The sequence below is a fragment of the Adhaeribacter arboris genome (genome assembly GCF_003023845.1).
GTDB classification, from domain to species: Bacteria; Bacteroidota; Bacteroidia; order Cytophagales; family Hymenobacteraceae; genus Adhaeribacter; species Adhaeribacter arboris.
Genome location: NZ_PYFT01000001.1, coordinates 490,443 through 504,682, shown reverse-complemented (window position 1 = coordinate 504,682; position 14,240 = coordinate 490,443). Strand labels below are relative to the sequence as shown.

The window sequence follows — 14,240 nt, the reverse complement described above, 5'->3', positions numbered from 1 at the left end:
TTATTTTAATGATGATGTTCGATGATTGCTGATTTTGGTAGCTAATAAATTATGGTCGGTTAAGTCCAGGTTTCTGCTTCTGCCTTGGAAGTCTGTAATTTTAACCTGAACTATGTCCGCCATTAATTTGAGGTTGCGTTCGGTTTGGGAGAGATACGAACTGCCATAGGAAAACTCGTGTTTGTAGCTCTTGCCGTTCTTCAACTGTATCTCGGCCCAGGCATCCTGCCCCTGCGCCAGGTAGTAATATCCGGATGGGGCTGCCTGGAACACTTCTACTCTACTGTTGTTGTTGCCTACGATCAATAGCTGTTGTCCAGTCGCTTGCCTTACAGCTACCACACTCTTGGCATCCTGCTCGGCCACTAGCCCGCTCTTGCTCGCCGGCACACTCCTGAACCCGCCTTTCCCGTTGCCTTCTAAATACCAGCCGAGTCCCGCATCGTAGCGCCCCGTACTTACTTCCGGGGCATAAGAGTTGCCCACCGCCAGCACATCCCAGTACCCATCCTGGTTGTAATCGCCGACTACCATCCCGTACACCGGGGCCAGCTGCACTTCTCTGGGCAAAGCTCTTATTCGAAACTTGCCCTGGCCGACGTTCTCCAGGTAACTGCTTGCCATCCGCTCGGCACACAAGACCTGCGCGCCGGCTAACTCCTGGGGCAAGAACGAGTCCTCGAACTTGGCTGCGGCGTAGGACTGGTAGGTGGGGAAACGGCCCCGCATGGTATTTATCTGGTCAATCAAGTCATCTCTGCTGTGCAGAATGTAGCGCTGCCCTTGATTAAAGTAGCTCAGCACCGGATCGATGCGCCCGTCTTTGTTGTAGTCTTGGGCGTGCACGCACAAAGGTTCTTCCACGCTGGCCTGGTAACGGGTGTTCAGCCCCACGTTGCCCGCCACGTAGTCCATGTCGCCGTCCTGGTCAAAGTCTGCGCCGACTAAGCTGTTCCACCACCCAACCGTATGTTCTAAACCCGTTTGATGCGTTGCTTCCACTAACTTGCCCCGTTGATTGTGGTAGAAGCGCAAAGCCATGAACTCGCCGGTTACGAGCAAGTCCACCCAGCCATCGTTGTCGTAGTCGCTCCACAAAGCACTCGTTACCATGCCCGTCTGCGCTAAAGTGGATGGAGTAACTTCCCGGAAGCGGCATTGTCCGTTTTTACTCTCGTTTTGCAGTAAGTAGCTGCGGGGAGTTGTCGGGTAAGCGCCCGGTGTGATCCTTCCGCCCACGAACACGTCTAAGTCCCCGTCCCGGTCGTAATCCGCCGCTACGACGCTGGCTTTACTCGAGCGCATAACAGGTAAGGCACCCGCAGCTAAAGTAAAGCGCCCCTGGCCATCATTCAAATAAAGTTGATCCTGGTACAACGGAGAACCCGGTACTTGTTCGGAGCTCCCTCTAACTACATACAAATCCGGATCCTGGTCCTGGTCGGCATCCAAGAACAACACCCCTAAACTTTCCCCTAAACTATCGATAGTGGGTGTAGACTGCCGCTGGAACTTACCCGAGGCTTGCTGGAAAAACAATGCTCCGGCGTGCCCGGTAGTACCACCGACGTACACGTCGGCTAAGCCATCCTTGTTCACGTCGCTCACCGCTAAGCCCGGACCCTGGCGGGAGTGGCCGTGGGGCAGCAAGGGTTGCAGCTTGAAATCCACAAAGCTGTTCTCTTCGTGCCGGTACCCTAAACCACCGCCCTCCGCAACCAGCCTGAATAAAGAAGAAGCAGCAGGAGTGGAAACTGCTGGCGCCGGACCGGCCTGGGCATACTCTACTTGTAAGACTTGGTTGGCTTTTACCTGTTGCAGCAACTGGTATTTACCATCCGGCCAAACTACTTCTACCCTATCCACTACTTTAATCGTGTCTAAGCCAAAGTGAATAATGGGATCTACCGACGACTCATACCCCCGGGAAAGAAAATGTTCGTAATATTGGAGCTTGCCCTGGTAGCTTAGTTTTATTTTGGTTCCGATACCATTGCGGTTTTGAGCGTTGCCGGTTAGCTTTAATTTTAAATAATTTCGTTTTAATTGTTCATTGCTTTTGTTTTCGTAAATCTGAGCTTCCGCATTTATTGTATTGACTACTAATTCCAAATCACCATCGTTATCTAGATCGGCGTACACGGCGCCATTTGAGAAGCCCTTGGCATCAATCCCCCATTCGGCTGATGTATTTTTGAAATGAATATTGCCCGTATTTTCGTATAAATAATTGCTCAGTGGCACTCCTGGAAGTGATTTTATCGCCTCTATTTTATTTTTGATTTTAGCTTGCTGATTGCCGATCGGACCGTTGTACACATTTTGATAATGCACATAATCCAGGTCACCCATATTCTTCAGGAACCCATTCGTCACAAACAAGTCCCGGTCACCATCATTATCGTAGTCTGCTAGTAAAGCGCTCCAACTCCAATCGGTGCTGCTGATACCCGCTAAATACCCTACTTCACTAAATTTGCCGTTGCCTTGGTTCAGTTGCAAGGTATTGCGGCTGTATTGGGCATCATACCCTCGGTTGAGTGTTAATTGAAAGCGATCGTAACCGGAGGCGGGAATAATTAATTTTTGCCGGGTATTATCTTCCGGTCGCATGTCGAGCTCCACCATATCTACCAGCCCATCGTTATTGATATCGGCTACATCGTTGCCCATACCCGCGTAACTGGTATGCTTCAGGCATTCTGAGGCTTTATCGGTGAAAGTACCGTCCTGATTATTGATATACAGGACATCATTGGAAATAAAATCATTGGATATGTACACATCCGGCCAGCCGTCGTTATTGATATCACTGATAGCTAATCCTAAGCTGTAGCCTTCCGCTAAAATACCTGCTTGCCGCGAGATATCGGTAAACGTGTTGTCGCCATTGTTCCGGTAAAGAACATCGGTACTGCCACTCTCGCCTTTTAATTGCCGGGTACGAATAACATTCACATTATCGCGCAAAGAAGCCGGATTCACAATCATAAAAACGTCCAAATCCCCATCCCGGTCGTAATCAAAAAACGATGCGTGCATGATCTGGCGGGTATCGGCCAGACCGTAGGCTTGGGCGCTCTCGGTAAAGGTATTGTTCCGGTTGTTGATGTATAACAAGTTCGCGCGTTCCTGGTCAACAGCATTTCCGGAAACGCAAACGTAAATATCCAGCCAGCCATCCTGATTAATATCCACCATGGCAGCGCCGGTTTGCCAACGTTTACTCGTCAGGCCCGCCGTGGGAGTAATATCCTGGAACTTCAGATTTCCTTTATTTAAATAGAGGCGGCCCGAAACCATGTTGCCGCTGAAAAACAAATCCGTTAAACCATCGTTGTTAATGTCGCCGGCGGCTACTCCGGCACCCGTATAAATATTGGTATAGGTAAAAACATTATGCTGATCGTCTTCCCGGATAGTATTAGTAAAGCGGATACCCGTTTTGGTAGCCGAAAGTCTTTCAAAAACGGAAACGCGATTTTTACAACCGATAAGAAACCAGCTAAAAATTAAAAAAGTAAATATTTTAGTGATTGACCGCATGTAAATCCAATGGAATAACCTTTTTTTCTCCGGAGAAACTATAAATTGTCAATGAGGTAACATCCGCCGTTAATTTGAGGTTGCGTTCGGTTTGGGAGAGATACGAACTGCCATAGGAAAACTCGTGTTTGTAGCTCTTGCCGTTCTTCAACTGTATCTCGGCCCAGGCATCCTGCCCCTGCGCCAGGTAGTAATATCCGGATGGGGCTGCCTGGAACACTTCTACTCTACTGTTGTTGTTGCCTACGATCAATAGCTGTTGTCCAGTCGCTTGCCTTACAGCTACCACACTCTTGGCATCCTGCTCGGCCACTAGCCCGCTCTTGCTCGCCGGCACACTCCTGAACCCGCCTTTCCCGTTGCCTTCTAAATACCAGCCGAGTCCCGCATCGTAGCGCCCCGTACTTACTTCCGGGGCATAAGAGTTGCCCACCGCCAGCACATCCCAGTACCCATCCTGGTTGTAATCGCCGACTACCATCCCGTACACCGGGGCCAGCTGCACTTCTCTGGGCAAAGCTCTTATTCGAAACTTGCCCTGGCCGACGTTCTCCAGGTAACTGCTTGCCATCCGCTCGGCACACAAGACCTGCGCGCCGGCTAACTCCTGGGGCAAGAACGAGTCCTCGAACTTGGCTGCGGCGTAGGACTGGTAGGTGGGGAAACGGCCCCGCATGGTATTTATCTGGTCAATCAAGTCATCTCTGCTGTGCAGAATGTAGCGCTGCCCTTGATTAAAGTAGCTCAGCACCGGATCGATGCGCCCGTCTTTGTTGTAGTCTTGGGCGTGCACGCACAAAGGTTCTTCCACGCTGGCCTGGTAACGGGTGTTCAGCCCCACGTTGCCCGCCACGTAGTCCATGTCGCCGTCCTGGTCAAAGTCTGCGCCGACTAAGCTGTTCCACCACCCAACCGTATGTTCTAAACCCGTTTGATGCGTTGCTTCCACTAACTTGCCCCGTTGATTGTGGTAGAAGCGCAAAGCCATGAACTCGCCGGTTACGAGCAAGTCCACCCAGCCATCGTTGTCGTAGTCGCTCCACAAAGCACTCGTTACCATGCCCGTCTGCGCTAAAGTGGATGGAGTAACTTCCCGGAAGCGGCATTGTCCGTTTTTACTCTCGTTTTGCAGTAAGTAGCTGCGGGGAGTTGTCGGGTAAGCGCCCGGTGTGATCCTTCCGCCCACGAACACGTCTAAGTCCCCGTCCCGGTCGTAATCCGCCGCTACGACGCTGGCTTTACTCGAGCGCATAACAGGTAAGGCACCCGCAGCTAAAGTAAAGCGCCCCTGGCCATCATTCAAATAAAGTTGATCCTGGTACAACGGAGAACCCGGTACTTGTTCGGAGCTCCCTCTAACTACATACAAATCCGGATCCTGGTCCTGGTCGGCATCCAAGAACAACACCCCTAAACTTTCCCCTAAACTATCGATAGTGGGTGTAGACTGCCGCTGGAACTTACCCGAGGCTTGCTGGAAAAACAATGCTCCGGCGTGCCCGGTAGTACCACCGACGTACACGTCGGCTAAGCCATCCTTGTTCACGTCGCTCACCGCTAAGCCCGGACCCTGGCGGGAGTGGCCGTGGGGCAGCAAGGGTTGCAGCTTGAAATCCACAAAGCTGTTCTCTTCGTGCCGGTACCCTAAACCACCGCCCTCCGCAACCAGCCTGAATAAAGAAGAAGCAGCAGGAGTGGAAACTGCTGGCGCCGGACCGGCCTGGGCATACTCTACTTGTAAGACTTGGTTGGCTTTTACCTGTTGCAGCAACTGGTATTTACCATCCGGCCAAACTACTTCTACCCTATCCACTACTTTAATCGTGTCTAAGCCAAAGTGCAGGTAAGGCTCCACGGAGGAAAGATAGCCCCGGAAAGGAGTAAAATACTGATATTGCAGCACACCTTTATGCTTTACAAATACCTTGGCGCCAATGCCTTCCCGGTTTTGAGGCGATCCGGTAAAAGCAAATCGTAAGTAATTGGTAGGCTTATTAGGATTTTTAATCTGATGTAAACGGTTTTCTTGAATAGTGGCTTCTTTATCTATATTATTGGTAACTAAGTCTAAATCGCCGTCATTGTCCAGGTCGGCGTAGGCAGCGCCGTTTGAATAAGCGGGTTCCGTCATGCCCCAGGCTAGCGATTGGTCCTTAAAAGTTAAATTACCTCGGTTTTGGTACACGTAATTCGGAATTAAGGCGCCGGGCAAGGAATTTAACTTAGCCGTTCTTTCTTTCCTGTTTCCTTCGCGGGTGCCCATAGCGGCCGATTGGTGCCCGTACACAATAAAATCCAGATTGGTGATATCTTTCGGGTAGCCGTTGGTGATAAATAAGTCTTTCTGACCATCATTATCTAAATCAGCGAACAAGGGTGCCCAGCTCCATTCGGTAGCTTCCACCCCGGCGAGCTGCCCGATTTCACTAAAAGCAATTGGACCGTTGGGGCTGCTGCCATTGTTTAACTGCAAAGTATTCCGGACGTATTGAGGCTCATATCCCCGCCGTAAACTAGTTTCAAATTCATCGTAATTATTGCCCATGGTAGTGAGCTTCCAGCGCTTGTTATCTTCGGGCAACATATCTAATACCATAATATCGACCAGTCCGTCGTTGTTAAGGTCGGCTAAATCGTTGCCCATGGCATTGTAGGTCTGGTGTTTCAGGTATTTTTTGGCTTGGTTGGAAAACGTACCGTTCTGGTTATTAATCCAAACTAAATCATTCGTGATAAAATCATTTGAAACGTACACATCGGGCCAGCCATCGTTGTTAATGTCACTCACGCCCACGCCTAAACCAAAGCCTTCAATTAAAATTCCGGCCGCCGCCGAAACATCGGTAAAAGTGTGGTTACCATTATTGCGGAATAGCTTATCGGTAGAGGCGGCTTTGCCGTTTAGCTGTTTGGGCCGGGGATTATTGCGATTGTAATCCACAAAAGCGTTGCGTAGTAAATACATGTCCAGATCGCCATCGCGGTCGTAATCGAAAAAAGCCGACTGAATACCGTAACCCGTATCGGCTAAACCGTATGGTTGCGCGGCTTCGGTAAACGTATTGTTTTTATTATTGATAAAGAGCAGATTCGCTTTTTCTTTTTCGGGAGTGTGGCGGTTGCCGCCTACGCAAACGTAGATATCTTTGTAACCATCCTGATTAATATCGACCATAACCACTCCGTTGGCCCAGGTACGCGTACTTACGCCGGCTTTAATGGTTATGTCTTCAAATGTAAAGTTGCCCCGGTTCAGGTATAATTTACTCGAAACCAAATTGCCGGTAAAGTAAATATCCTGTAAACCATCGTTGTTAATGTCGCCAATAGCTACCCCACCGCCATTATAGAGGTATTCAAAATCCAGCACCGTAAGGGAATCGGGCGGGTTAATAATATTCGCAAAATGGATGTTGGTAGAAGTAGCCGGTAAGGTGCGAAAAAGTTTTTCGGTACGACTAGTCCATTGCCATAAGGTAAAAGCCAATAGCAGTAATAGAATGGGCAAACTAACTTTCAGGAATTTTCTGGGAAAAAGCTGATTCTTCATATTAGATTACCGGCAACTAACAGCTTAAAATAGGTATGGTATGGAGGCAATTAATATTTAAAGTTTAGGCCCGAAAATTTCTGTATATGGTAGCTAAAAACAAATAAAAATTTAACTGTTCCAGACAATAGCTTGGTACCATTATTATTTTCCAACCGAACTGAAGGAACCAGATGGCCCCTCCTTTTCGGTTGGTGGTAATTTGGCAAATTATCAATAGCCTGGATTTTGTTTTAAGGTTCCGCCGGTGCGGTCAATTTCGGTTTGCGGGAAAGGATAAACATTGTACCGCTCCTGCCATTTGCTACCAAACACTTCCGGACCAATTCCCCATCTTACAATATCAAACCAACGGTGCGGTTCAAAAGCCAATTCCAGTCTTTTTTCGCGGCGCAATGCCTGGGTCAGATCTGCGCCAGCGGGCAAATTAGCTAGGCCGGCCCTATTCCGGATATCGTTAATTTGCTGGGCTGCATCAGCGGTTCTGCCTTGGGCAATTAAGGCTTCGGCGTACAACAGTTTTAATTCGGCAAAACGATACAGCCGTTCGTTGTTAAAATTTGCTTGTTGGTTCGGAGAATTATCGGCGGGCACCATATTCCGGGCTCCCACGTATTTTTTCACGGTATAGCCCGTTGATGACCAAGCCGGATTATAAGCTACCGGTTTATAGTCGGAGGTGTAATACATATCCCCCGCTTGGTACACGTACACGCCTAACCGGGCATCGCCGGCTTCGTAGGCATTTACCAGATCCTGGGTAGGCGCCCACCAACCTAGTTTGCCGCCCGGAGCGCCATTAGCAGCATCCCAGTACCAGCTACGGGTAGTACCCTGCGAGGCTTTAAAGGCTTCGGAGTGAGTATCGTCAAAAACCCACACGTTATCATCTGAGAAAGGGCCGCCGTATTGCACCTCAAAAATCGATTCCTGGTTATTTTCATTATTAAAAGCAAACACATCGTCCAGGTCTTTCTGCGGATTACCGGTGTTAATCAGGCTATAAGGACCGGCAGCGATAACATCTTCGAACGCCGCAATAGCGGCGGGCCAGTCTTTTTTCCAGACGTTTACTTTACCAAGGTAGGCTTGCGCCGCATATTTAGTAGCGCGGCCTTTATTAGCATCGTCCCAGGTAGCAGGTAGCTTATTGTAGGCTTCGGTAAAATCAGCCAGAATTTGCGTAAATAATTGTTCCTGAGTAGCATTCGGCAATGCCAAGTTATTTAGATTTTTGGGCACTTCGGTGGCAATGGGTGGGGTTCCCCAGAGCTTCAGGGCTTCGAAATGAAAGAAAGCGCGTAAAAATTTTGCTTCTCCTTCTAAACTGGTTTTTTGCTCGGCGGTTAATTGGTTTTCATTATTCAGGTTTTCCAGTACCAGGTTAGCCCGTAAGATACCTTCGTAAATTTGGGTATAAACGGCAGCAAAAGGCTTATCGCTGGACCGGATAATTAAGTTATCGGCATCCCGCGAGATACCGTCCGTCCCGGCTTCCACATCGGCGGCTACATCATCGGAAGTTACTACGGAAATTTTCCAGTATTCGCCCATTTCCCCCAAGGTTTCCGTACTGGTTCCCCAAAAATCCTGAATCGAAGAATAAGAAGCAAAGATAGCCCCGTCGAAGTCGGCCGCCGTTTTATAAAAGCCGCCGGAGGTAAGCTTATCTAAGGGTACCAGATCCAGGTTATTGCAAGAATTAAGAGTTAAAAAGGCCGCCAAAAAGACAATAGATATTTTTTTCATGATTTGTAGCTTTATGAAGAAAAGCGGAATAAACCTATTCGATTAAAAACTAACTTGAACCCCCACCTGGTAAATTTTAGGCTGCGGCGAATTGCCGGGGTCCTGACCATTAGCTAATACTACATCTCCTTTCTGGAAACTAAAGCCCCGGGTTACTTCCGGGTCGAAACCTAAGTATTTGGTGAAGGTATGCAGGTTTTGGGCCGCCACGTAGATGCGGACTTTTGAAACGAATTGGTTCGTCCAGCCTTGCAGTTTAGCACTGGGTAGCGCGTAACCAATCTGCACATTTTTAATCCGCATAAAGCTGGCATTCTCAATCCAGCGGTCAGAATAACGGCTATTTCCATTCGGGTCGTTTTGCACAGCCCGCGGCATAGAATTACTCGAACCCGCTTCGGTCCACCGATCCAGGACGCGGGACGAAGAATTACCACTTCCCGTCATGCTTTCTAAACCAGCCCGGGCTTCGTTATAAACTTTATTTCCGCCTACGCCCTGCAGTAAAAGGGAAAGATCAAAACCTTTGTAACTGGCAGAAGCGTTTATGCCGTAAAAATAAGTAGGGTTAGCATTACCAATTTTAGTTCGGTCCTGCGCATCTACTTTACCATCATTATTTACATCCACGAACCGGATATCACCGGGAGCCCGGCCGGAAGAGAAAGCATCGGGCACGGCCGCATCTACTTCGGCCTGGGTCTGATAAATACCATCGGTTTTATAGCCGTAGAAATAGCCTAATTGTTCGCCAACGGTAGTGCGGTGCGTGGAAGCGCCGCTAACCCCGGTTATAATTTCCGGAATGGTGCCTAAATCTAACACTTCGTTATGCACGGTAGTAATGTTGCCCCCAACGCTGTAGCCAATTTCGCCAATTTTGTTCCGGTAATTAACCGCCAGTTCGAACCCGCGGTTCAGAATTTCGCCTACGTTGGCATCGGCCGGCAGAAAATAACCGGATGTAAACGGAATGGGCAAGCCAATTAATACGTCTTTGGTAACTTTGTGGTAATAGTCGGCGGTTATCTCAATCCGACCCCGCAGCAAACTAATATCGGTGCCAATATCCAGCTGATTACTGGTTTCCCAGCGCAGCTTTTCGTTGGCAAAATTAACGGGCGCGGGACCGCGGGTAATTACCTGGCCCGTACCAATGGGGTAAAAGATAGTGGTTTTAAGAGTAGACATAAAGGCAAAATTGGCCCCGGTAAACTGGTTACCGGATTGTCCCCAACTACCCCGGATTTTGAAATCATCCACTACGTTTCCTTTCGGGAAGAAATTTTCTTCACTAATACGCCAACCGACCGAAAATGACGGGAAAGTTTGCGAACGGTTACCTTTGGCAAAGCGGGAAGTATTATCGTTCCGGACGTTAGCGGTAAATAAATAACGGCCTTTATACGAGTAATTTACCCGGCCTAAATAACCCCGTAAAGCCCAGTGGTCCGCCTCATTCGCCGCGGAAACCGAAGAGCCGGTAGAAGCAAATTGAATCTGCGAATTAAACAAGTTATTCCCTTGCAGCCGTACTTTATCGAACCGGAAGTTGGTTTCTTCTTCCCCAACCAGCACCGTAAGGCTGTGGTCGCCGAATACTTTATTATAAGTAAGGGTGTGGCTTAAGTTAGTGGTTAATTCGATGGGGCGCTCCTGCACTAAGATAGAACTGCGAGGCGTAATATTATCAAACGCAATTGCTTCCTGGAAAAAATCGCCGCTGCCGACGTTGTAATCCACGCCCCCGGTTATTTTGTATTTTAAACCGGAAATAATTTCCCACTCGCCGTATATACTAGCCAATACTTTCCGGTTAAGTATCCGGGTAGAATTTACGCGCGTATCGGTGCGTAAAAGAATATTGGAAGCATCCCCGCCTTCGCCAATAGTGGTAGTATTTTCGGGGTTATAGCCCAAGGGACCGTTCGGATCGTAAATTTTAAAATACGGCGCGTTATCCGCCGCACCAATACCCGCGAAAGAGCCACTTTCGGACTGCGTTAAGCGGTTAACCGAACTGAGTAAAAGCGACTCCCCGAATTTTAGTTTTTTACCGACACTTATATCCGAATTGGCTTTAATGGAATAACGGGTAAAGCCTTGCGCCGGCTCAATACCGTCCTGATCGTAGTAACCGGCCCCCACAAAATAATTAGCGGTGGGCGATCCGCCCGAAACAGCAATATTATGATTAACAATGGTGGAAGTTCTGAATACGGCATCCTGCCAATCCACGAAAGGCTGGCCCCGAAACTGGCTAAAATCACGACCTAACTCTTGCTGCAAATCAATGTACTGCTCTACGTTGAGTACATCCAGCCTTTTTTGCGTAGAACCCTTGCCCACGTAGCCATCATACGTAAAATTAGCTTTGCCGTCTTTGCCCCTTTTAGTAGTTACAATAATAACCCCGTTAGCCGCCCGAGCGCCGTAAATAGCGGCGGCGGAAGCATCTTTTAAAACGTCAATGGATTCGATATCGCTCGGGTTAATACCCGCCAGCGGGTTCGATTCGGTGTTGGAACCCGTATTTACCGTTAGGTTTTCGGTTTGTACAATCGGTACGCCATCAATTACCCATAACGGTTGGTTCACGCCGGGCGAACCAATACCCCGGATACGTACGTTTATCGGCGCACCCGGATCGCCGCTGCGGTTAGCAATACTTACCCCGGAGGCCCGGCCGGCCAGTATTTGGTCGGGGCTGGAAATGGGCTTGGAAGTAATCCCCACATCTTCTCCCCGCAACCCTCCCACGGCTCCGGTTAAATCGGCTTTTTTCTGCGTACCAAAACCTACTACTACTACCTCCTCCAAGGCTTTCACATCAGGTTTTAAAGTAACATTTAAAGTAGACTGATTATTTACCGCTATTTCCTGCGATACGAAACCTACGTATGATACTACCAAGCGGGCATTATCGCCGGGTACCGCTAATTCAAAATTGCCGTTTACATCGGTAGAAGTACCGGTGGTAGTTCCTTTTACCAATACAGATACCCCAGGTAAACCCTCCCCTTTGTCGGAATCGGTGACTTTGCCTTTAATGGATCGCTGTTGGGCATATACAGGAATACATGCCGATAGTAAAAGAAAGCTGAAGATTAATTTTAGGGTAGAATTTATCATAGCTTAAGGTTAATCAGTTAGGTATAATTATCTTCTGTTCACTGTTTTGATGCCTACTATTCTAAGCGGGTAAAAATTTAATAGGTGCCTAGAATTTATAGGGTAGTTGAGCGAGAATGCCGTTTAATAATTCAAAAAATATTCTTTTTTTATTTACTTCTCCAGCTAAATAAAAAAGAAATAGTGCTGTTTATAAATATCCTATTGAGCTTACTGAAAGATTAATTAGGTAAAATGACCAATTACTGTTCATTTCGCCTTTCATTGTAGCCGACCGGAGTTTTACTGGTACACCTAAGTCAGCGGGAATAAAACTGCGTTTTGCTAAACGGGCAATCAGTTAATAAAAATTTAACTTTAGTAAGACCGCCAATTTTTCCTTATAGCTTCAATATACATTTATTTAAGTTTTTAATCAAGCTGTTTTTGCTTATAGCCCAGAAAATAAAGGCAAAAAGGCGGTTCTTGGCTTGCGCAACCGTTTGCGCAAATTTCGTTTTAAATAGAATCGAAGGCCATTTAAAATTCTTTAAAAGAAAAAAACTACATTTTGCTTTCGGTAAAATTCACTTTATCATTTAAATAAAATCCTGCCTTCTTTTGCTTAAAATGGCTTTGGTAAAAAATTGTCTTAAAATAATACGAGTGAATAAATTAAAATGTATATTACCTGTCTCTTGAACTGCATCTTCCCGGAACAAATCACCCGCATTTATATAGTAGTTTATCTTTTAAATATTCTTAGCATGAAACAAGTTAATCGCAGAGATTTTCTCAAATCCACGGTAATAGCGGGTCTGGGTTCTTCTATTATAACTCCCGATTTAGTACCTAAGCAAAGCCACCCCGAAAAACAAGCACCGGAAACGAACCCGGCGGCTAATCCGGCGGGCAAAAAGGTTATTGTGGCTGGAGCGGGTATTGCCGGACTTTGCTGCGGGTACGAATTAATGAAACGAGGACATGATGTAACAGTTTTAGAAGGTTCGCCGCGGCACGGCGGCCATATCCTCACTGTTAGAGACGGCTTATCAGATGGATTGTACGCCGATTTTGGGGCCGAAAATATTACCCAACCCGGTTACGAATTATTCTGGAATTACGCCAAACAATTTAACTTAACGGTACTCCCTTACCCCAAGCGCGACAATATTTTACGACGCATTAAAGGTCAGTTTTATTCCGAAGAAATGCTGCGGGACCCAACGGTACTGAAAAAATTCGGGTTTAATGCCCGGGAGATTACATATTTAAGCGAGAATGAATGGCCGGAACTGGATTTATTATACACGAAGCCTTATCTAAGCAAATTTAAAGATGAGTACCAACCTTTTGGCGTGGGCTACGACCACCTAGATACGACTCCCATTGCTGACATTTACCGGAAGGAAGGCGCCTCCCCGGCTGCCCTGGAGTTTTTAGGGGGCCAGGAAACCTCGGCTCAATTTGAATTATGGCGCCAGGCTATCCTGCAAATGCGAGGTTTACCGCTTTTCCCGAAAAAAGTATTCCGGCTCCAAAATGGAAACCAAAGTTTGCCCAATGCTTTTGCTAAACAACTAGGGGAAAGGGTAAAATTAAACTCGCCGATTATCAGCATCCGGCACCAGCCCAAAGGAGTTACTGTTAAATACCTGGAGTTTGGTAAAGAAAAAGAAATAACCGCCGATTACCTGGCCAATTGCATTCCACTGCCGGCATTCAGTAAAATACCCGTAGAACCTGCTTTGCCCGCCGAAAAAAAGTACGTCCTTGACCACATTGCGTATGATTCGTACGCACGTTTTGTATTTCAGGCCAGCTCTAAATTCTGGCTGAAAGATAATTTGAGCATTAACATGGATTTGAACCATCCGGATATTGGCGGCATTTGGCAGGTAGCCGAAGAAGTAGATACGCACCGGGTGGCTTTAATGGGCATGGGGCCGGGCGGCACTACTCCCCAACGCGCCATAGCCGCTTTCCGGGAAGTATACCCCGGCAAGCAGGACACCATTGAACAAGCTTTGGTAAAAGACTGGCCGCGGGAACAATACGCCTTTACTTGCGAACGGCTGAACTTCCCGATGGGTAGCCTTAAAAAATTATGGCCCCACGTCATGGAGCCGCACGGTCGCATTCACTTTGCCGGTGCCTACGCCGATAATTTAAACTGGGGCATGGAAGCCGCCACTCGCTCCGCTAACCGCGTAGCGAAGGAAATAGATCAAGCTTAATGTTACTTTTACTCCTCTTCCTTTATTATAATTGCTCGGAAAGATAA

General features: G+C 47.7%; 5 protein-coding genes. 1 reads left to right on the top strand and 4 read right to left on the bottom strand.

Going from position 1 to position 14,240, the window contains the following annotated elements:
• The 4 genes from AHMF7605_RS02050 to AHMF7605_RS02035 all read right to left on the bottom strand — a co-directional run bounded on the left by AHMF7605_RS02050 (position 1) and on the right by AHMF7605_RS02035 (position 11,977).
• Complete coding sequence (locus AHMF7605_RS02050) at positions 1–3,546, bottom strand: VCBS repeat-containing protein (protein WP_106925969.1); 3,546 nt, start codon at positions 3,544–3,546, stop codon at positions 1–3.
• A complete protein-coding gene (locus AHMF7605_RS02045; RefSeq protein WP_106925967.1) occupies positions 3,530–7,096 on the bottom strand; it encodes a VCBS repeat-containing protein in 3,567 nt (1,188 codons plus the stop codon). Before AHMF7605_RS02045 ends, AHMF7605_RS02050 begins: the two co-directional genes overlap by 17 nt.
• A 213-nt stretch (positions 7,097–7,309) precedes the next feature.
• Positions 7,310–8,845, bottom strand: a complete 1,536-nt coding sequence (locus AHMF7605_RS02040; RefSeq protein ID WP_106925965.1) for a RagB/SusD family nutrient uptake outer membrane protein — start codon at positions 8,843–8,845, stop codon at positions 7,310–7,312.
• A gap of 42 nt (positions 8,846–8,887) precedes the next feature.
• Positions 8,888–11,977, bottom strand: a complete 3,090-nt coding sequence (locus tag AHMF7605_RS02035) for a SusC/RagA family TonB-linked outer membrane protein (protein ID WP_106925963.1) — start codon at positions 11,975–11,977, stop codon at positions 8,888–8,890.
• A gap of 746 nt (positions 11,978–12,723) precedes the next feature.
• Between AHMF7605_RS02035 and AHMF7605_RS02025 the strand changes: the two genes are divergently transcribed.
• Complete coding sequence (locus AHMF7605_RS02025) at positions 12,724–14,193, top strand: flavin monoamine oxidase family protein (RefSeq protein ID WP_106925959.1); 1,470 nt, start codon at positions 12,724–12,726, stop codon at positions 14,191–14,193.
• Positions 14,194–14,240: the final 47 nt, after the last annotated feature.